The organism is Chryseobacterium gossypii (assembly GCF_041361455.1).
Taxonomy (GTDB): domain Bacteria; phylum Bacteroidota; class Bacteroidia; order Flavobacteriales; family Weeksellaceae; genus Chryseobacterium; species Chryseobacterium gossypii.
The window spans coordinates 15,205-35,052 of record NZ_JBGCUR010000033.1; the positions used below are offsets into that span (position 1 = coordinate 15,205).

The 19,848-nt window shown below is 37.4% G+C and carries 19 protein-coding genes and 1 tRNA gene; 18 read left to right on the forward strand and 2 right to left on the reverse strand.

Features of this window, described 5'->3' with window-relative positions:
• Positions 1 to 87: 87 nt before the first annotated feature.
• From ABMQ40_RS14685 to arr, 6 genes are all read left to right on the forward strand, one after another.
• On the forward strand, positions 88 to 801 hold the full coding sequence (locus tag ABMQ40_RS14685) for a 3-ketoacyl-ACP reductase (protein ID WP_370900931.1): 714 nt from the start codon (positions 88 to 90) through the stop codon (positions 799 to 801).
• 59 nt (positions 802 to 860) lie between these two features.
• Positions 861 to 1,688, forward strand: a complete 828-nt coding sequence (gene prmA / locus ABMQ40_RS14690) for a 50S ribosomal protein L11 methyltransferase (RefSeq protein ID WP_370900932.1) — start codon at positions 861 to 863, stop codon at positions 1,686 to 1,688.
• Positions 1,689 to 1,914: 226 nt separating this feature from the next.
• Entirely contained in the window at positions 1,915 to 2,565 is a 651-nt protein-coding gene (locus ABMQ40_RS14695; protein ID WP_370900933.1) for an HD domain-containing protein, read from the forward strand.
• Between the two features lie 224 nt (positions 2,566 to 2,789).
• Positions 2,790 to 3,656 carry an alpha/beta fold hydrolase gene (locus ABMQ40_RS14700; RefSeq protein ID WP_370900934.1) on the forward strand — a complete coding sequence of 289 codons (867 nt, stop codon included), beginning with the start codon at positions 2,790 to 2,792 and terminating at the stop codon, positions 3,654 to 3,656.
• A 48-nt stretch (positions 3,657 to 3,704) separates the two neighbouring features.
• Positions 3,705 to 4,298 (forward strand): dihydrofolate reductase family protein, encoded by a 594-nt coding sequence (locus tag ABMQ40_RS14705; protein ID WP_370900935.1) that lies wholly within the window; start codon positions 3,705 to 3,707, stop codon positions 4,296 to 4,298.
• Positions 4,299 to 4,733: 435 nt separating this feature from the next.
• Positions 4,734 to 5,141: an NAD(+)--rifampin ADP-ribosyltransferase gene (gene arr / locus ABMQ40_RS14710; protein WP_442340155.1), complete on the forward strand. Its 408-nt coding sequence runs from the start codon at positions 4,734 to 4,736 to the stop codon at positions 5,139 to 5,141.
• 368 nt (positions 5,142 to 5,509) lie between these two features.
• Here the strand turns inward: arr and ABMQ40_RS14715 are convergent.
• Positions 5,510 to 5,583: transfer RNA gene (locus ABMQ40_RS14715), tRNA-Arg, on the reverse strand.
• A 643-nt stretch (positions 5,584 to 6,226) separates the two neighbouring features.
• On the opposite strand from ABMQ40_RS14715, the gene ABMQ40_RS14720 reads away from it, so the two are divergent.
• The 7 genes from ABMQ40_RS14720 to ABMQ40_RS14750 all read left to right on the forward strand — a co-directional run bounded on the left by ABMQ40_RS14720 (position 6,227) and on the right by ABMQ40_RS14750 (position 16,237).
• Complete coding sequence (locus ABMQ40_RS14720; protein WP_370900936.1) at positions 6,227 to 6,682, forward strand: T9SS type A sorting domain-containing protein; 456 nt, start codon at positions 6,227 to 6,229, stop codon at positions 6,680 to 6,682.
• A gap of 28 nt (positions 6,683 to 6,710) precedes the next feature.
• Positions 6,711 to 13,376, forward strand: coding sequence for an RHS repeat-associated core domain-containing protein (locus tag ABMQ40_RS14725; protein WP_370900937.1), 6,666 nt, complete (start codon positions 6,711 to 6,713; stop codon positions 13,374 to 13,376).
• Between the two features lie 3 nt (positions 13,377 to 13,379).
• Entirely contained in the window at positions 13,380 to 13,742 is a 363-nt protein-coding gene (locus ABMQ40_RS14730) for a hypothetical protein (protein WP_370900938.1), read from the forward strand.
• A 415-nt stretch (positions 13,743 to 14,157) separates the two neighbouring features.
• On the forward strand, positions 14,158 to 14,349 hold the full coding sequence (locus ABMQ40_RS14735) for a hypothetical protein (RefSeq protein ID WP_370900939.1): 192 nt from the start codon (positions 14,158 to 14,160) through the stop codon (positions 14,347 to 14,349).
• The gene (locus ABMQ40_RS14740) at positions 14,349 to 14,825 is read left to right on the forward strand and encodes a DUF2247 family protein (RefSeq protein ID WP_370900940.1); all 477 of its coding nucleotides are present in this window, start codon (positions 14,349 to 14,351) and stop codon (positions 14,823 to 14,825) included. Before ABMQ40_RS14735 ends, ABMQ40_RS14740 begins: the two co-directional genes overlap by 1 nt.
• A 74-nt stretch (positions 14,826 to 14,899) precedes the next feature.
• Positions 14,900 to 15,775, forward strand: a complete 876-nt coding sequence (locus ABMQ40_RS14745; protein WP_370900941.1) for a hypothetical protein — start codon at positions 14,900 to 14,902, stop codon at positions 15,773 to 15,775.
• A 6-nt stretch (positions 15,776 to 15,781) separates the two neighbouring features.
• Positions 15,782 to 16,237 carry a hypothetical protein gene (locus ABMQ40_RS14750; RefSeq protein ID WP_370900942.1) on the forward strand — a complete coding sequence of 152 codons (456 nt, stop codon included), beginning with the start codon at positions 15,782 to 15,784 and terminating at the stop codon, positions 16,235 to 16,237.
• Here ABMQ40_RS14750 and ABMQ40_RS14755 read toward each other — a convergent pair.
• Positions 16,223 to 16,450 carry a hypothetical protein gene (locus tag ABMQ40_RS14755; protein WP_370900943.1) on the reverse strand — a complete coding sequence of 76 codons (228 nt, stop codon included), beginning with the start codon at positions 16,448 to 16,450 and terminating at the stop codon, positions 16,223 to 16,225. The genes ABMQ40_RS14750 and ABMQ40_RS14755 overlap by 15 nt on opposite strands.
• A 61-nt stretch (positions 16,451 to 16,511) precedes the next feature.
• Here ABMQ40_RS14755 and ABMQ40_RS14760 point away from each other — a divergent pair, with 61 nt between their 5' ends.
• From ABMQ40_RS14760 to ABMQ40_RS14780, 5 genes are all read left to right on the forward strand, one after another.
• Positions 16,512 to 16,916, forward strand: coding sequence for a hypothetical protein (locus ABMQ40_RS14760; protein ID WP_370900944.1), 405 nt, complete (start codon positions 16,512 to 16,514; stop codon positions 16,914 to 16,916).
• A 19-nt stretch (positions 16,917 to 16,935) separates the two neighbouring features.
• A complete protein-coding gene (locus tag ABMQ40_RS14765) occupies positions 16,936 to 17,187 on the forward strand; it encodes a hypothetical protein (RefSeq protein WP_370900945.1) in 252 nt (83 codons plus the stop codon).
• A 316-nt stretch (positions 17,188 to 17,503) separates the two neighbouring features.
• Positions 17,504 to 18,013 (forward strand): hypothetical protein, encoded by a 510-nt coding sequence (locus ABMQ40_RS14770; RefSeq protein ID WP_370900946.1) that lies wholly within the window; start codon positions 17,504 to 17,506, stop codon positions 18,011 to 18,013.
• A gap of 137 nt (positions 18,014 to 18,150) precedes the next feature.
• A complete protein-coding gene (locus ABMQ40_RS14775; RefSeq protein ID WP_370900947.1) occupies positions 18,151 to 19,122 on the forward strand; it encodes an ABC transporter permease in 972 nt (323 codons plus the stop codon).
• A gap of 2 nt (positions 19,123 to 19,124) precedes the next feature.
• Positions 19,125 to 19,766 (forward strand): hypothetical protein, encoded by a 642-nt coding sequence (locus ABMQ40_RS14780; protein WP_370900948.1) that lies wholly within the window; start codon positions 19,125 to 19,127, stop codon positions 19,764 to 19,766.
• Positions 19,767 to 19,848: the final 82 nt, after the last annotated feature.

Consider the following 19,848-nt stretch of genomic DNA (forward strand, 5'->3'; position numbering starts at 1 on the left):
TTTAGGGCCGTAAAACATAATAAGTCCGGGATTCATCGTAGTATCGGTATCCTTTTCATAAATTTGCAAAGTGAAAACATTATTGATATGAATATAAACGGAAAAAACGCTATTGTTACAGGAGGCGGAAGAGGGCTCGGTAAAGCGGTGGCCTTAGCTTTGGCAAAAGAAGGTGTGAATGTAGCCATTACCGGCAGAAACGAAGGGAACCTTAAAAAAACGGTTGAAGAGATCCGGGAATACGGAGTGAAGGCAGCCTATTCTGTTTTCAGCATTGATCATGAAGAATCAGTAAAAGCAGGAATAGAAGCTTTGGCAGCAATGCTCGGAGGAGTTGATATTTTGATAAACAATGCGGGGATCGGAGACTTCGGGACTATAGAAGAAATGCCTTCCGGTACCTGGGAACAGGTGATTAAGACTAACCTTTTCGGCGTGTACTATGCGGCAAAAGCGGTTTACCCTTTCATGAAAACAAAAGGAGAAGGAGATATAGTAAATGTGGCCTCTACCGCTGGCCTGAAGGGAGGTCCGAATATGTCGGCCTATGCAGCTTCCAAAGCGGCCGTAATCTCTTTGTCGCAATCTATGATGGCAGAATGGAGGAAGCAAAATATCCGTGTGATTACGTTGACGCCAAGCACCATTGCGTCAGATATGAGTATCCAGGGCGGCCTTACGGACGGGAATCCTGAAAAAGTACTTCAGCCGGAAGATTTTGCGGAATGGGTGAGGGATATCCTGAAAATGAACAGAAGAGCTTTGATTGCCAATGGATCCATCTTTTCAACCAATCCGTAGGACACTTTAGTATTATTTAAATTTAATCATTTAATCTATTTTTGTAGCAAATTATTTCCATGCAAAATTATTTAGAATTCAATTTCAAAATTTCTCCTCTTCAGCCCTGGAATGAAATATTAATGGCTGAGCTTATCGAAATAGGCTTTGACAGTTTCACGGAAGAGATAGACGGTATTTTGGGATATATCCAGAAAGATTTATTCAAGGAAGATGAGCTGAAAGCGCTGCCGCTTTTTCAGAACGGAGAAGTGAAAATTGATTATTCTTTTCAGGAAATGCCGAATATCAACTGGAATGAAGAGTGGGAAAAGAATTTTTCCCCGATCAATATAGACGATAAGGTCCTCATCAGGGCAGAATTTCATGAATCTGTACCAGGCATGCATGAGATTATCATCCAGCCTAAAATGTCTTTCGGGACAGGGCACCACCCAACAACCCACCTGATGATCCAGCAAATGATGGATATGGAATTTAAAGGCAGGAAAGTGCTGGATATGGGGTGCGGAACTTCCGTATTGGCTATTTATGCCAAACAGCAGGGTGCTGCCGAAGTGAAGGCCATTGATATTGATGAATGGTCAGTTGAAAACTCCAGGGAGAATGCGGCAAGGAATGGCGTTGAGCTGGATATAGAGCAGGGAACGGCGGAAAGCCTCGGCAAGGAGAGCTATGATATCATCCTTGCGAATATCAACAGAAATATCCTGATCTCCGATATTCCGGTCTATGTTTCCGTTTTGAATGAAGGCGGGAAGTTGTTGCTTTCAGGGTTGTGTTTCTTTGATGTGGAGGATATTCTGGAGGTGTGCAGGGAAAACGGCCTGGAACTGAGGAAACAGTTGCAGCGTGAAGAGTGGGTAAGTTTGCTGCTGGAAAAATAGGGTAAAATAGATAGAGCATATTATTTATAATGTGGGAATCAGCCAATTGATTCCCGCATCTTGTTGTTGGTAGCAGGCTGATAGCCGGTATTCCACATATATCCTGATGTTATCCCGGAAAGATTCCGGAGCGATAGGTAAAAATACTGCTGCGGTGTATCCTGTTTCTTAAACTGGTTTAAGAAGATAGGGGAGTTATTTTATGTAACTTCCCTTAAAAAATACTATGTCACTAAACAGACCGAAAATTGTTGCGGGTATTGAAATACCTGACAGCAGCCTGGCTAAGCAGGCTACGGAACTTCTCATTGAACACGGCTCGGATTTTCTTTACAACCATTCATTACGGGCCTTTATTTTTGCTTCATGGAGCGGTGGGCAAAGAAAACTGGAGTATGATCCGGAACTTTTGTATATCTGTTCCGTTTTTCATGACCTTGGATTAACCCCGCATTATAGCAGTCCGGATAAACGGTTTGAGGTGGATGGAGCCGATGCGGCCCGGGATTTTCTAAAACAGCATGGGGTGCCACAGCAGACATTGCAACTGGTCTGGGATGCGATAGCCCTGCATACCACACCGGGTATTGTGGAATATAAAGAATCGGAAGCAGTACTGTTGAATGCCGGAATTGCACTTGATGTAGTGGGGAAAGGATATGAAAATTTGCCGGATAAGCTGAGAGAGGAAATCATTTATCATTTTCCCCGTACAGATTTTAAGAAAATCATCATTCCTGCTTTTTATGAGGGATTCAAACATAAGCCGCATACTACTTTCGGCAATATGAATGCGGACATTTGCGCCTGTATGAATCCTGATTTTCAAAAACCTAACTTTTGTGATGCCATTATACATTCACCCTGGAGCGAATAAACAGTCAGATATTAAAAGCCTGATCAATGTGACAGGCTTTTTATTGCCGGATATTCTGTGTTCAGAAGTCAGAAAAACCATAAGCACAAAGAAAAATAAATCTTGCCTTATGGCAAGCTGACTTTCGTGGGGATTGGGTAATTTTGGTTAAGATTAAAACCGTAAGTTAGCCTTTCCGGAAAATTCTGAATGAATTAAAGATCAAACCAAATCCAGATATTATTATGAAAAACGTATGTCATTTTTTTAAACCATTATCCATAATCCTTATCGTTCTGATTACGGCATCACAATTATACGGACAAAAAATAAAGCCTTCTGATAGCGGTTATGCTCCTGCTAACGGAATTAAAGTTTATTATGAGGTATATGGTGAAGGCAGGCCTGTTATTTTGCTGCATGGTGCTTTTATGACCATTGATATGAACTGGGGACAAATCATTCCCGAACTCTCGAAAACCCGGAAAGTAATTGCGATCGAACTGCAGGGGCACGGGCATACACCGTTTTCAGACCGGAAGCTTTCTTATGCTGCATTAGCGCATGATGTGGAGGGAGTAATGGATTATCTGAAAATAGATGCTGCCGACGTGGCAGGATATAGCTTTGGCGGAGCTGTGGCTTATCAGTTTGCTATCCAAAGTCCCAAGCGGTTGAAGAATTTGGTAATCATATCCGCCACTTATAAAAGTGCCGGCTGGCTGCCCGAAGTAAATAAAGGATTTAAGGCTCTGAAGCCTGAATTTCTTACCAATACCCCTATGAAAGCCGCATACGATACGGTAGCTCCCGATAAGACCCAATGGACAAAGTTCCTGGAGCAGATGATCACCTCAGCCAGGGAACCATTTGATATGGGTGATGCCAATATATCCAAAATCTCTGCACCTGTACTGATTATATCCGGGGATAATGACGGACTGGATAAAATAGAGTTGATGAAGACCTATAAATTATTAGGAGGTGGCGTTTCTGCCGATTTAGGAGCCATGCCGAAATCCCGGTTAGCTATTATTCCCGGGCAAGGACATGTCAGCCTGATGATGCAGACAGCAACGATCCTGGACTACCTGAATGGGTTTCTAAAGTAATTGGATCCCTTTAAAAATAAAATAGTTTTATTCTTTAAAACAAATAAAATGAGAACAATAACAGTTCTGTCAATGATCACAATGGACGGGGTCATGCAGGCACCCGGCGGACCTGAAGAAGATAGATCCGGTGACTTTGGATATGGTGGCTGGACCGTATCTTACGGGGATGAGCTTTTTGGTCGCATCATGAAAGAAGAGATGAAACCTGCGGATTACCTTTTAGGCAGGAAGACATTTGAAATTTTTTCATCCTACTGGCCCCATCATGCCGACTTTTGGCCCGGTATCAACGAAGGCACCAAATACGTTCTCTCCAGAACCATGGAAAGATCGGACTGGAATAATACCGTTTTTCTCAAAGATCTGACAGACATTGAAGCATTGAAAAATTCGGAAGGATCAGATCTTCAGGTTTGGGGGAGCAGTAAGCTGGCTCAGTTATTGCTAAAACATGATCTGGTAGACGAACTCCGGCTCAAGATCTATCCCCTGATCCTCGGTAAAGGAAAAAAACTGTTTGATAATAATGTGGTTCCGGCTGCTTTTATATTATCAGAAAGCCATGTGACCTCAAAAGGGGTTATTTTAGCCACTTACAGGCGCAACGGAAAGATCACTACAGGGAATATTGAGATTTAAACACCAATCAATATGCTGAAAGTTGATTAATAAATAAGATCGATGAGATTGGTAAGGCAGCAACAAAAATTTAAACTACTTGGACAAATAATTATCAATATGGAATTTTCACCCTTCAACAATATTGTTAAACTCTGCCTTCAGGGTATGGGCATGGAAGAACAAAACCAACCGGAGGAGGCAGGCAGACTATTTCTGCAAGCCTGGAATGAAGCAACGGATGATCTTGAAAAATTTCTTGCCGCTTATTATGTATCCCGGCACCAAAAAACGGTTCCTGACAGGCTGAAATGGCTCGAAACGGCTCTGGAATACGCTTTGAAGATCAATGATGATACAGTGAAAAGCGCTTTCCCTTCTCTTTATTCTAATATCGCCAAATGCTATGAAGATATATCCGATATGGAAAAGTCCAAAGAAAATTCCGACTTAGCCCTGTTATATAAGAATAATCCTTCAGACAAAGGCCCTTTTTACCACGGGACGAAAGCAGATCTTCAGGTCGGGGATTTTTTGACGGCAGGCAGCAATTCTAATTATAAGTCTGAATTCAAAATGAATCATATTTATTTTACAGCCCTTATCAATGGGGCAGGGCTTGCCGCAGCATTGGCCAAGGGAACCGGACGTGAGCGTGTATATATCGTTGAGCCGACAGGAAATTATGAAAATGACCCGAATCTGACGGATAAAAAGTTCCCGGGTAATCCCACCCGTTCCTATCGGTCTGAAGCACCATTGAAAATCATTGGGGAAGTAACGGACTGGGTTAGACCGGATTCCGAAGAACTCCGGAAATTCCGTGAAAAACTGGAAAATAATAAGGGTGATATAATAAATTAAGGCTAATGTGAACTGATTACAGAAGCTTTTTATTCGAAGTTTTTAACAATAATATTCCCTAAACTGAACGTTTGTAAGCCACTATTCGTCACCGGCAACAGTGCTTATAGGATTGCCGGATATTAAAAACGTATTCTGGAGTGAAACTGGGTGGAGGTGAGTAGATAATTCTAGGTCTCAGACTTCGCAGGTTACCTGTTGTAGAGCTACTTTAAGCTATATTTATACGATGCATATTCCTTAAGTGGTATGCTGATATCAAATAATTCCTTCCATTTTTTTTGGACTTTTTGGATAAGGTATAACACCTGAATAAAAATAAAAAAAGTCCTTACAGTGCTTTGCTGTAAAGACTTGATTTCAACAAGTGAGCGCGAAAGGATTCGAACCTTTGACCGTCTGCTTAGAAGGCAGATGCTCTATCCAGCTGAGCTACGCACCCTTAATTCTGATTTTCATTGCGCGTTAAAATCGCCTGTCGGGGCAATTTTCGATCATTTTTTAATGGTTTAAGGCGCCTGGTTAACGAAAATACAATTAGTTATCAATTATATTGGTTTGAAGACAATATATTTTGTTAACTGTGGTGCAAAAGTATGAATTAAATTTAATATAAAGCAACGGTTTTGTCGCAAAATATTCAAGGAAATGTATATAAGTACCATAAATTGATAAGCATTTGTATGTATAAAGTTTAATATTGGAATAATGAGAGATGAGCGATAAATGGACGGAAACAGTTTGGTATAGCCGTTATAGCATTTTTGCTGTTGGTATGGCAGGTTTTTCTTCTGTGAAAGATGTGAGTACGCTTAAAAACCGGATTGAAGTTTAGGGTTTTCCCTATTGTGAGAAAAAAATAAAAAACATAAGTTTGCACCAAAAATATATCACAGTATTATGAAATAATGTAAAGCGTAATTCCCTTATTGTATGTGCCAGCACAATGTATTGCCAACAAAAGATGAAAAAGAAGTCAATCGCCAAAACAAATGATGGATATAACTCCATTAAAATTTAATTAGGAAAAAAAGATTTCCTGATACTGAACTATAGTTCAAAAAAAATACATAAAAACACTATTCATGACAAAAAAATTATTTTACCTATTTTCTTTATCAATAGGATTTTTAGGATTTTCCCAAGTCACGGTTTACTTCAAGTACGACGAAGCAGGCAATCAACGCTACCGGGGTTTGGATTCTGCTTCAAAGCAGACAGCTGAAACCTTATCAAAAACTGAATCTTTGGCTCAGCCTCTGGTTATGGATGAAAAAGCATTTTGGAAACAGATACGGTTGTATCCTGTTCCGGTTAATGATATTTTGACAATCGATTGGACAGAAGAAATAGATGGGCTAATTGAATCTGTATCATTATACCAACACAGTACAGTACACTGGAAGTTCCAACAACAAAATTTGCCTGAGCTCAACAAAGAGATTAAAATCAATATGTCCGGCTATGATTGGGGTATATATATTTTGCGGTTTACATTAAAAGACGGCAGGATCTTTACTCGAAACATTACTAAAAGATAAGACAGAATAATTATTACAAACCACAAATATGAAACTATTTATAATAATTCTGTCTTTATGTTCAGTATTGGGTTTTTCGCAGGCGAAACCAGGATTGGACGGAGGTCCAACGGATTCTAATGCAGGAGCAACCAACCTTTTAGGGACAGCAATCCCGACTGGAAAAAGCTTTCATGATACTAAAGGAAATATTGAGGTGAATGGAGCCGGACAATTACAGTTTACTTTGCCCGTTGCATTGCCTCCGGGGGTAAAAAGCATTGCCCCACAGATTAGTTTGATGTATACCAGCAGTTCAGGAAACGGGGTTGCCGGATATGGTTGGACTTTATCCGGGATTACTTCTATTTCAAGAATTGGCAGGAATATTGAGAAGGATGGAGAAGTAAAAGGAGTTCAGTTGGACTATTCCGATTATTACAGTTTCAACGGACAGAGGTTGATTTTAAAATCCGGCGAATATGGAAAAGATGGTGCGGAATATGTGACGGAGAAATATTCCAATATTAAAATAAAATCTGTTGGAAACAGCAAAAAAATCTCGGGGCCGGATTATTGGGAGGTTACTTTTGAAGATGGATCCCAGGCAAAATATGAAAAAACATTTTCAACAGGTTTTATGGGGGACACCACCCCAACGTTGGAGTATAATATTACAAAATGGAAGAACTCTCAAGGCAATTATATAACATACAACTATGAATCTACAGTTGGTCCCGTAGGTATTTCGGGAGGAGTATCCAGAATATCCTCTATTGCCTGGGGAGGAAATGAAATATTAAATAAGCCACATTTTAATACAATCGAATTTACTTATATTGATAGAGACTTAAAAGAGCAGTCTTATGTGGAAGGATTGAGGTTTACCCAAGATAAGCTTTTATCAGAAATTAAGGTAAGTTCCAATGGTAGCCAGTTTAAAAGATATAAAATAAGTTACATTAAAGATACCAATGGTACCGGGTATCAATTTGCTCAACAAATCACAGAATATAATTCTTCTGACGAAGCAGCAAATCCTATACTCATAGAATATGAAAAATCTTCAAGAGGAGCTAATTGGACAGAATCAAAAAGTTATTCTTTGGAATCAGGTCTATTAGGCGATTTTGATGGTGATGGTAAAATAGATGCATTAGAATACCGCGATCAACAGTTCCGTATTTGTGAAAGCTTTACTCCAGGATTCAACGGGGGAACATGCGTTAACCCAACGTACAAACCCGCAGGACTTTATATTGTCAAAAAGGCCCTGGATCACCCGCAGGGAGAGCTTACCTATGTAGGAACATTAGATATTACAAAAGAAGAGTTTAAAAAGGCGTTATCTATTTCTTTTAAAAACCCTTCAGGAATTATAGAAAACAGACAAGGTTTTACTTTTTATAAGCAGGTAAATAATACTACTTCCGGCAAAAAAGATATTCAGCTGTTTGTGTATTCTGTCAGTGAAACCAATCAGCTGGAACACCAGTATACGAAAATTCTTCCCAATTCGGTCTACGATTTTACAACTCCGGATCTGAACCCAATGGAGGAAGGATACAGTGTTAAAACTACTCCCTTGAAACTTACTGAAATGGATCTTGATGGAGATGGTATTTCTGAGCTGCTTATTGGATTTAACGATGATGAGCATAAAAAAATTAAAAAGCCCGAAGACCCTAATGGTCCAATAAGCTTACCAGAATTTGAAGAAATTTTCAGTACCAGAAAAAGATATATTGCCATTAACATGGATAACAGTGTGGATACGTCACAATCTTATTCACATATGTCATTTTATCCCAACGATACCGATGTGCTGGAAACTTATAAGGTTGGCGATTTTGATGGTGACGGAAAAATGGATTTCCTAAGATTCGATAGTGGTAACAGACCATTTATAGTTCAATTTAAAAAAGGAACCAATAATCAGTATTCAGCTGCCGAACGTGGATTTTATCTTAATGATGACAAAATTAAAGGAGTATCTAAAGGAGCAGTTGTAGGAGATTTTAATGGTGATGGAAAAAGTGATTTATTAGTACCTTCTGCCGGAACAACAACAGATTGGTATTTATATCAATCAACAGGAAAATCTTTCGTCGAAGAATTGAAATCTAATTTTGCGTTATTCAGACAAGAGCCATATTTAAAAGCAAATAATGATGGTACGGCGACCCTCGAAAGAACCAGTCATCAGGCTTATGACATGGACAGGGATGGAAAAAGCGATTTTGTAACTTTCAATTACCGGAAAGAAAGGGTTAAGATGGGCAGCTCTGCTACCCTTTTCAATATTTATTATTATAATACCGTAGATATTAAAATTTCATCTGGAGAAAAAACGTTTAATAATAATATCCGTTATTCTTTTAATGAAGGGCCTTTAGGTGACAGTGGCGGGTTTGTGAATAATTCATACACTAATTTCAACGAAAGAACGCGATATGATTTTCAGGAGGTTTTAGGCAATTTTAGAATTAATCAGTCCATCCATCAGATTTTCCTTACAGCGCCCCATGCCGACAGAAATAGCCCCGGAGACAGGATAAGGAGGATTGATTTTTACGATGTTGCCAAAGAGGCACGAATCAATGCAATTACTCAGGGAGAAATAAAAATCGATGTAGAGTACAAAGAGCTGGTTCCAACGATTGATCCCAATTTTTATAGGCCTGTAAAAAAAGAACTATACCCATATATTGAACTGAATAAAGTATATCAGACTTTTGCAGTTTCTCAATTAAAAAACTCAGGAAGAAAACAGGATTTCAGATACAGAGGACTCTTAAGCCATTTGCAAGGCAAAGGAATGATTGGTTTTAGGCAAGTTTCTCGATCTTCCTGGTATGCCGACGGTTTTGAGAATACTAAAATCTGGTCAGGAGTAGAAATAGATCCTTTGAATGAAAGTGTTCCTGTAAAAGAATGGAGCATCAGAACCAATGACGAGTCGAAAATCTTCCCCGCGGATATTTCTGAAAATAACACACAGTTATTAAGCTTTAAATCTACGCTTTATCAGACGGATAAACTACTGAACGGACAAATCGTAACAGGAACAATTGCCGGTACTGACAAGCCGAAAATTGTAACAGCGATTGTTCCAAAAAGTACAATATCCAAAGACTTTTTAACAGGAACCGTTACAACAGGAAGTGTCACTTACGGGGATTACTACCTCCCAAGCCAAAGTGTAACCAACATAAATAACGGTTATGCCATAATTACTTCTAATTTTACATACACTCACAATTTAGCCGGAGTAGGCCCGGATTATTTTGTAGGCCGCCCTAAGTCTAAAACGGAAACAGTCCAGGCTTATGGCGATATCAAATCTTCTAAGGAAGAATATGTTTATGAAAATAATCTTTTAAAGACTCTTAAAACGTGGAACAGGGATAACACCGGATATTTACAGGAAACCTACAACTATGACGGCTTCGGAAACATTACCCAAAAGGTAATCAGTAACAGTGTGGATTCTCAAACCCAAACCACCGGTGCCTTGTATGACCCTAAAGGCAGGTTTGTGATTAAGCAAACAGATAATTTAGGATTAGAAACCCATATTACCTATAATGACTGGGGCCAGATATTGACTCAGACGGATCCTCTTGGAAATGTACTTACCAATACCTATGATGGCTGGGGCAAACTATTAACTTCTAAAACCAACTTAGGAGGAACAACCACTTATCAGTATGAAAGGGACAATAATTCCAATATTATTGTTACCCAAAATGATCCTGATGGCGATATCTCAAAAAAATACACCAATAAGCTGGGGCAGGAATACAAAGTTTCCTCCAAGGCATTCGGCCAGGGACAATTTGTATCCCAGGAAACGCAATATGATGTATTAGGCAGGAAGGTTAAGGGATCTGAACCTTATTTTGAAGGCCAAAGCCCAGGCCAATGGAATGTGATTGCGTATGATGATGCCGTGTTCCCGGCCAGAGTAACCGCCACCGCATTCAATGGCAAGCAGATGAAGACTTCCGTTTCAGGGCTGACTACAACGATAAAAGAGCTCAACGGGTATGGAAGAACTACTTCAAAAACAACCGATGCCTTAGGAAATGTAGTTTCCTCAACCGATAAAGGTGGAACGGTCCAATTCGCATATAATGCAGCCGGAGAGCAGATCAAGGCTCAATATGCAGAAAACATTGTCACTACAAAATATGACTCCTGGGGCAGAAAATCAGAGTTCAATGATCCTTCCAATGGCATATACAAATATGAATATGATGGACTTGGACGACCTAAAAAAACCATAAGCCCAAAAGGAACTAAAGAGTACTTTTACAATGACCTGGGGCTTTTAAGAATGCAGAAAGAATTTTCCACTTTTGATAACGGACAGGCTACCAGTAAAACCATAACGTATCTCTATAACGATAAAGGAATGCTTGCAAACAAATCCGGGACTTCTAACGGCTATGGATATAACCAAAATATTGTTTATGATGATAAAGGGAGGATTAAATCTGTTTCAGAAAGCAGCAACGGGAAAGCCTATATCCAAAAAAATATCACTTATGATGATAAAGGAAGGATAAGCTGGTATGATAAGGAGCTCCAGTCTTCAGGGATCATTACAAGAGTCCGGGTTGAAAATGTGTACAGCAGTTGGAACGGAGAACTCTATCAGCTGAAAGATAAATTCACAGGTAAAATCCTTTGGGAGCTCAAAGAAACCAATGCCAGAGGACAGGTACTGAAAGCAAAATTAGGGGCAGCGGATATCAACAATACGTATGATACTAATGGTTTCTTGACCAATGTCAATCATTCATCCGCAGTAAAGCCAGGTATCCTTCAGCTCTCCTACTCATTTGATGCCATAAAGAATGAGCTGAAAAGCAGAACGACGGGAGGAGACTTTAATATTGCTGAATCATTTGATTATGACGATAACAACCGCCTGGTGAACTGGACCAATCCGATAACAGGAATTAAACCTACAACCAACCGAAACATTTATGATGTAAAAGGAAGGATCATGAAGAATGACCAGGTGGGAACCATGAAGTATGAAAACTCTGCCAAGATCTACCAGCCGACAGGAATGACCTTAAATGCCGCAGGAGCCCAGAATTATAACAATGACCTGATCCAAAGTATTGCTTATAATGAAAACAATGATCCTGTATTCATCGATGGAATGAAAGGAGATGTAGCTTTCCGATACGGCTTGACAAGCATGAGGCAAAAGGTAACCTATGGAGGTAATTTCAGCACGGATGGAGAGGGTGAATTTACGAAATATTATAGTGAAGACGGGAACTTTGAAGTGGTGAGGAATAATACCACAGGCAAGGAGAAGCACATTTTATTTATTGGAGAAACTCCGTATGAGTCTGATATTGTATTTGTGAGGGATTTTGCAGAAGGCGGAGGATTATATAAATTTTTGCACAAGGATTATTTAGGAAGTATCTTAGCGATCAGTGATGAAGCAGGAAATAAATTAGAGCAGAGACATTTTGATGCCTGGGGTAATTTTACCCATCTGCAAATAGGAAACGGAGCGATTATTACCGATAAGAATATTATTGATAATACTTCGTTATTAGTAGACAGAGGCTATACCAGCCACGAGCATTTTGCAGAGGTGGGAATCATCCATATGAATGGTAGATTGTACGATCCGTTGTTAAGAAGATTCCTAAATGCTGATGAAAACATACAGGATCCTTACAATACCCAGAATTATAATAAGTATGGGTATGTAATGAATAATCCGTTGATGTATAATGACCCTAGTGGAGAGTTTTGGTGGATTGTAGCGGGAGCTGTAATAGGTGCTTATGTAACAGGCGTAAAAGCTAATGGCTCATATTACCCTTGGAAATGGGACTGGGGTGCTACCTGGACTAAGATAGTGGCAGGTGCTGCCATAGGAGCCCTTAGCGGAGGAATTGGAGCCACCGCAGGAGCCTCTGCATTAGCAGCAAGCGGAGTGACAGGAGGAGTTTTGGGAGGAATGATAGCCGGAGGTGTTGGAGGTGCTGTAGGCGGTGCCATTTCCGGTGCAATGACGGCAGGACTGTTTGGGGAGAATATTGCAAAAGGAGCTCTGACAGGTTTTGCTACCGGTGCTATTGGAGGGGCAGTATTAGGAGGTATAGCCGGAGGAGTAAGCCAGATCGCACAAAACGCAAAAGTAACTTCTACAGGGGTTGGAACAAAGGGAAATATATGGACGGGAGCTACGGTTGCGGAAGGAAGAAGCCCTTGGGCTTTCAACAATACTGCGAAGGTTACTCCAAAAACTACTACGGTGGGCGGAACACCTAAAGTGAGTTCTTCCGGGAAAATTGGCAAGTTAGAATTAGGTGAAATTGAAGCCCAAGTTGAAAAAACAGTGGGTTACAATATCAACCCTCAGACAGAGGAAATGACACCTATTACTAAATGGGGCGAGTATAAAATAGTGCCAGGACAGCAATCAGAGCCTTTTATTGTTACAAAAGAGGGAGTTGTTTTACCTAGAAATGCATATATACCAGAAAATTATATTGAAAACCCATATAGAAGCTCAAGCTATGGTGTATATGAAAATGGTAAGTTCATCGAAAAATTAAGAATTGATCCAGCAACACAGCCGGGATTTAAAGGACCTAATAAAAGTCATTTCCATATTAACGGAGGAAGTAAACATATTTTCGATCCTTCTAAATGGCCTTTTTATAAAGAATAGATTATGAATATAAATGATTACGTTTGGCATGATAAAGTTCTGTTAAACATTAATATTGATAGAAGAAAACCTGGAATTATTGATGAAATTTCTTTTGAGATTAAAGATAATGATGTTTTTAAAAAATTAATTTTTAAGGAAGTTTATTGGCTTAATTTAAATTTTAATTTTGGGGTAGTTGCTGAAGAATCAATATTAAATATACAACGCCTGAGTGAAGATGACCCTGATTTATCTTTACTATACAAAAAATGGAATGGACATCTAAATGAGAAAAAATTATATTCATACCTAATTGAATTAAATTCCTCAGGAAGTACAATAAAATTAATTGCAGGGGATTTTAGTTATCAAGATTTAAATTAAGAGGTTATTTGCTATTGGAGGGGCAGTATTAGGAGGTATAGTCGGAGGAGTAAGCCAGATCGCACAAAACGCAAAAGTAACTTCTACAGGGGTTGGAACAAAGGGAAATATATGGACGGGAGCTACGGTTGCGGAAGGAAGAAGCCCCTGGGCTTTCAAAAATACCGTTAAGGTTATTCCAAAAACTACCACGGTAGGAAGAACGCCAAAAGTTGAGGTAGGTATTCCTACCGAAGAAAAACAAGTTAGTATACTGAAATATAACCCTAAAAAAGAAACAACAGAGTTAGTAGATGTATGGGAATCAGATATTCCTAAAAGTTATACTAAAATAGATGAAAATTCAAGTGCTTGGTGGAAAGGCGCTGATGCTAATGATTCCAACCACTACTTTTCAAGAATTGTAGATAATTATATGGGAGACGCTGCAAAATTTACAATAAAAGGGGGAGATGGTATTTACAGGTCTTTATATCAGCTTAATGGCTCTCTTAGAGGACAAACAGGAATTTTTGAATGGATTGTACAACAAAACGGCATGATGACACATAGAGTTTTTATTCCTAATGGGAAAATTACAGGTATTCCAAATCAATTTGTAAGATAATGACAATATTAAAAGAAAATAATTTAAAGCTTGATTGGCTGTTAGGCGTAATAGGAATTAAAAATAATTGGCTTTCAAAAGAGACTTTTTTTTTAGATCTTGAAGACTTGAAAGGGGAAGAAGATTTCTACACACAATTATATTTGAAAGACAATCTTACTAATGAAGAGCTAATTGAAATGATTTTAGAAAAGTTTCAATTTTCTATATCTCAATTACAATTAGGTGAACGTGTATGGCAATTGCTATTTTTAAAAAATATTAAAGAATCTGATTTAAATCTTAATCAAAAATTAAATGAAATTGCCAGCCTATGGCCTGCCTTTAACTATACAAAAGATTGGGAAAATTTCATTAATTATATGCCATTAAAAAATGAATCAGGAATTGGAGAAGAAAATCTATATAATAACTTTCTTGATTTTTATAATAAAAATAATTCAGAAGTTAGAAAATTAGGTTATACTATCAGTTAACTTTAATTTATAAATCTGTATAAGCTTTTTTAAAGAGATAAAGACCCTTTGTCTCCCAAGTTTCTGTGTATGACTTGGAAGACAAGAATTGGGGGGGCAACTTATGGAAAAATTATAGCCAGAGCGGCAATAGAGCTATTAGCGGCGGAATTGGTGCTGTTGCAGGAGCTTCAGCATTGGCTGCAAGCGGGGTCACAGGTGTTGTTTTAGGCGGCGTAATAGCCGGAGGTGTTGGAGGTGCTGTAGGCGGTGCTATTTCCGGTGCAATGACAGATGGACTGTTTGGGGAGAATATTGCAAAAGGAGCTCTGACAGGTTTTGCTACCGGTGCTATTGGAGGGGCAGTATTAGGAGGTATAGCCGGAGGAGTAAGCCAGATCGCACAAAACGCAAAAGTAACTTCTACAGGGGTTGGAACAAAGGGAAATATATGGACGGGAGCTACGGTTGCGGAAGGAAGAAGCCCTTGGGCTTTCAACAATACTGCGAAGGTTACTCCAAAAACTACTACGGTGGGCGGAACACCTAAAGTGAGTTCTTCCGGGAAAATTGGCAAGTTAGAATTAGGTGAAATTGAAGCCCAAGTTGAAAAAACAGTGGGTTACAATATCAACCCTCAGACAGAGGAAATGACACCTATTACTAAATGGGACGAATATAAAGTAGTACCGGGACAGCAACCAGAATATACTTTTTCAAAACATGCTGGAAAACATTTAAATGAAGTGGTACAAAGAGGGGAAAATGCAGGTTTACTCTCACGTCCATACATGCGTTCTCCTTTTACAATTAAAAATATAATGTCTACAGGAAATGGTGTCCCAGATGCTACATGGCCAGGTGGCATGAATTGGAAAGTGCCCGGAACATTCAGAGGTTCAGAAGGTATATTTGAATTAGGTATTAATCCGGAGACTAATGTAATTTATCATTTCAATTTCGTTAAATAATTTTATATGAAATTTAGTATTGATTATAATTCTAAAAAAGAAAATCGTTTATTGACTTATAATGTCAACGAGTATGGCTTTGATATGGAACCATATAATTATTCAACTAATATCAATCTAACTCTTAATTATCTTGATTTAATGGTATTTAATAAAAATGTCATTGCAATATTAGGTTTTTGTGGTTTTGGCACTTGGATAAAGTCTAATTATAATGTTCCACAATATAAAGAAGGTTCTTTAAAAATTGTTGATAATCTAAAAGAAGGAGTTGGTGCTTATCGTATAAATAAAGAAGACCTACCTGTTTATGTAAACACTCAAACAGGTTGGATATGTATTGGAAATCCTGAAAAAAAAGGTGAAGCAGTAGAGTTTATAAATAATTGTGTGGCAATTATAGATGATGATCAAGAATTGGTTTCACTTTGGTTAAAGCCAGAAAAACTACCTGATATCTAAATAGCTTAAGATTATAGCAGGAGCAGCAATAGGAGCTATTAGTGGAGGAATTGGTGCTGCGGCAGGCGCTTCTGCATTAGCAGCAGGAGGAGTTTTAGGAGGAGTAAGCCAGATTGCACAAAACGCAAAAGCAGCATCCACAGGAATTGGAGCAAAGGGAAATATCTGGACAGGAGCTACGGTTGCGGAAGGAAGAAGCCCTTGGGCTTTCAAAAATACCGTTAAGGTTATTCCAAAAACTACTACCGTAGGGGAAACTCCGAAAGTGGGTAAGTTGGAACTCGGAGAAATGACAGGCGAGTTTGAGAGAACGGTTGGTTATAAGATCAATCCTCAAACAGAGCAGATGACGCCTATTAAAAGTTTTGATGGGGATAATGCGTCTTGGGGAAAATCATTCAATTATAAACATGGTGGCGAAATGAGCACAATTGAACATATTAATTATAGACATTCATATAACACCGGTTTTTCAAATGTAAGTAAATTTTCCGAAGGGACTAGCGTTAAAATGATCAAAGGATATGTTGATCAAGCAATAAGATATGGGAATCCAATTAAAGGTGGGTATGAGTATAATTTTGGTAAAGTGATAGGAACAGGGTCAAATGGAGCTCCAGCTATGTCAATCCGTGTTTTTATACGCGATGGTTGGGTGAAAACTGCCTTTCCTTTTTAAGTTAAAAATTAAGCATACAATGGTAATACTTTCAGAGTTTATAAAAGAAGAAATTAATGATCATACTAAAACTGTGATATTGTCAACGATTAACGAGGGAAAACTTTATAATAAAGTTAAGGATGAACTTATTTTTAATAGATATTCTATTCAATTTCTTTTTCCCAAAAATCAAATAATAATTTATGATGATATTTTTCCAGAGGAAGATTCTTTGCATATTGATATTGATGATTTTTTAAAAAATATATCAAATTCAAAGGCAGAATAACTTAGAGGCACTCTTATCGCAAAAGGCAGAAGCGCCTAGGCGGCTAAGATTGTTCCAATATCACTACGGTAGGCGGAACACCGAAAGTTGGCAAGTTGGAACTCTGTGAAATGACGGGTGAGTTGAGAGAACGGTTGGTTATAAGAAAAGCTGAGTGGTCTTTTCTTAATGCTAATGGTCTTAGTGCAAAAGGTATGAAAATGCTTAGCAAAGAAATTATAGAAGTCCTTTCTCGACAGTTAAATTCCTCTCAAAAAAATATTTTCAATACCATGTTTAAGTACATTAATCCACTCTTTTCTAAAAAAATTGTGAAATGAAAAAATTAGTTTATCTTATTTTATTATGGAGTTGCAATCAAGATAATAAAACAGCCTTAATTTCATATGAAATCAAGGTTGTTAAAAAGCAATATATAGAAATAAAGATTTCAAATAATACTACTAAAAATTGTTTTTTTGTCACTCCCATGTTATATTTTATAAAAACAAGTAATGAAAATAAAAGGATTTTAACTGAAGATATCATAACTGAAATTAAATATAATTATGAAGACATTTCAGATAGTAAAAAAAACAACAATATAATTACGATTAAAGATCCTCTTAATAACAACTGTAATTCAATTTTTTTAAAGTTAAAAAAATCAGAAAAAATAAAATTAATATATGAAATTAAAAATGGTGAAGATTTAGCATTTGGAAAATACTCTGTTATTGTTAACGATTTAAGCTGTAATATTGATTCTATAAGAAAGAAAATACCTATAGGATATTCATACTACACAGATTCATTATTAATTCCTAATAAAATAAATATTCAATAATTGGAGCTGTTTCGGACATGAAGGAACATTAGTTAGTGCCATTAACTAAGTGGCGAATTCTTTTTGGAACAATCTTAGGGGAATAGGCTCAGGAGGTAACTTCCGACAGAGTACTGTAGCTGGGTATTAAGCTCTTTTTGGGAAGAGTGATTACAGAAGCTATTGTAGGAACAGCAATAAGTGTAGGAATGTATGCCGTTCAGGCAATCATAAATAACAACTGGTCATGGCGGGATTTTACCAGATCTATCATATTGGGGGCCGCTACCGGAGCAGTTTCTGCAGGCTTAGGGCAGGTTTTCAGCACCAGTGGCTTCTGGGGTACAGTAGGTAATGGAACCTTGACAGGCGCAGGAACAGGAGCAGTGACAGCTTTGATTACCGGACAAAATTTCCTTGAAGGGATTAGCAAAGGTGCTGTAATTGGCGGAAGTGTTGCCGCAATAAGTTATTCAATAAACTACCTTGTAAAATACGCAGGAATTGAAGATGAATTTAAGTATTATGAAAATGAGAATCCTGTACAAAATGGAGAAACACTTGAGTATTCCAACCAGACTCTTCAAAAAATGCGAAGCGATAACTTTACTTTAGAAGAAATGCAAAGGTATAGGGTAGAGAAAGATTTAATTGGATCCAAAAAATATTCATTGACCTCAGACGGTTTTTTTCAAACAGGAAAAGGTAAAGCTTATGCCTATACAACACCGCCTAATTTTTTTTCAGGAACATCTTATATCCACTATTCCAAAGCAGCTTTTGCATCTAAAGAAATACTTTTTACAACAATGCTTCATGAAACCGGCCATGCTTATATTATGAATGCAGGAAATTTTTTCATTAAACAGTACGATAAAATGAAATTATTTTCACCATACAAAAGTGATAATTTGACTTCTAATATTAATAATTTAGGGCATGCATCTATTTATAGTATGGAGCATTTATCTGGTACTATTAATAATTTTTCGATTTCGAGCTACGGTGGTGTTCCTCAATCTGTAATTGATAAGGCTATTAATAATGCAATAACTGGAAATCAAACGCAAGGTTATAATCTTATTAGAAGTTTTATAAAAGAAATTTTTAGTAGAAAATACATTCCATAATTATGATGAAAATTACACTTATCTTATTTTATCTTCTTTGTCTTATTTCTTGTGAAAAAAGAAATGATAGATGTAATACTAAATTAGTACATAACAAATATCTTTTTAAGAACGATGTCTATTATAACATTAAATTAGACAGCACAAATAATATTCTTACATTAAATATAATAAATAAGACAGGACAAGATATTTTAATACTAAAACCTGAAATATTGTTTCTTAAGGAAGAAATTGATGAATCTCAATTTGAAGAAAATAATAGAACTAAGTTTGAAACAATAGGTTTTGATACCATAAAAAAAGGTATTGTTAATATAAAAGAGTATGATGGTATTAAGAAAAGATTAATCAATTTATGGAAAAGACGTAAAATAAGACAAAACAATAACAATTATTTTGATTATGGATATAATATAGAAGATTATTTAGCAATAATAGAAAAAAATAAGCCTTATAGTGAAGAATATTTTATAAACTGTACTCAAACAGATAAGGGTTTGTACAAAATTATTTTTGATACAGGTTTTAGAGAAGATTCTCTGGTTAATAATTTTATTAATTCAAATTTTTTAGAAGAAGACTTATTATTTTATAAACAAACTGTTGATTATCCTAGAAGTATTTCAATATGGGTACAGTAGGTAATAGAACTTTGACAGGAGCAGTAACAAAGCTGAATATGATGCTTATGGAATAGCCGACTCAGGAGAACCTTTGGATCCA

Excerpts from the sequence above, each read along its gene's own strand:
- ABMQ40_RS14685 (WP_370900931.1), top strand. The coding sequence starts at position 88 with ATGAATATAAACGGAAAAAACGCTATTGTTACAGGAGGCGGAAGAGGG.
- prmA (WP_370900932.1), top strand. The coding sequence starts at position 861 with ATGCAAAATTATTTAGAATTCAATTTCAAAATTTCTCCTCTTCAGCCC.
- ABMQ40_RS14695 (WP_370900933.1), top strand. The coding sequence starts at position 1,915 with ATGTCACTAAACAGACCGAAAATTGTTGCGGGTATTGAAATACCTGAC.
- ABMQ40_RS14700 (WP_370900934.1), top strand. The coding sequence starts at position 2,790 with ATGAAAAACGTATGTCATTTTTTTAAACCATTATCCATAATCCTTATC.
- ABMQ40_RS14705 (WP_370900935.1), top strand. The coding sequence starts at position 3,705 with ATGAGAACAATAACAGTTCTGTCAATGATCACAATGGACGGGGTCATG.
- ABMQ40_RS14720 (WP_370900936.1), top strand. The coding sequence starts at position 6,227 with ATGACAAAAAAATTATTTTACCTATTTTCTTTATCAATAGGATTTTTA.
- ABMQ40_RS14725 (WP_370900937.1), top strand. The coding sequence starts at position 6,711 with ATGAAACTATTTATAATAATTCTGTCTTTATGTTCAGTATTGGGTTTT.
- ABMQ40_RS14730 (WP_370900938.1), top strand. The coding sequence starts at position 13,380 with ATGAATATAAATGATTACGTTTGGCATGATAAAGTTCTGTTAAACATT.
- ABMQ40_RS14735 (WP_370900939.1), top strand. The coding sequence starts at position 14,158 with ATGGGAGACGCTGCAAAATTTACAATAAAAGGGGGAGATGGTATTTAC.
- ABMQ40_RS14740 (WP_370900940.1), top strand. The coding sequence starts at position 14,349 with ATGACAATATTAAAAGAAAATAATTTAAAGCTTGATTGGCTGTTAGGC.
- ABMQ40_RS14750 (WP_370900942.1), top strand. The coding sequence starts at position 15,782 with ATGAAATTTAGTATTGATTATAATTCTAAAAAAGAAAATCGTTTATTG.
- ABMQ40_RS14765 (WP_370900945.1), top strand. The coding sequence starts at position 16,936 with ATGGTAATACTTTCAGAGTTTATAAAAGAAGAAATTAATGATCATACT.
- ABMQ40_RS14770 (WP_370900946.1), top strand. The coding sequence starts at position 17,504 with ATGAAAAAATTAGTTTATCTTATTTTATTATGGAGTTGCAATCAAGAT.
- ABMQ40_RS14780 (WP_370900948.1), top strand. The coding sequence starts at position 19,125 with ATGATGAAAATTACACTTATCTTATTTTATCTTCTTTGTCTTATTTCT.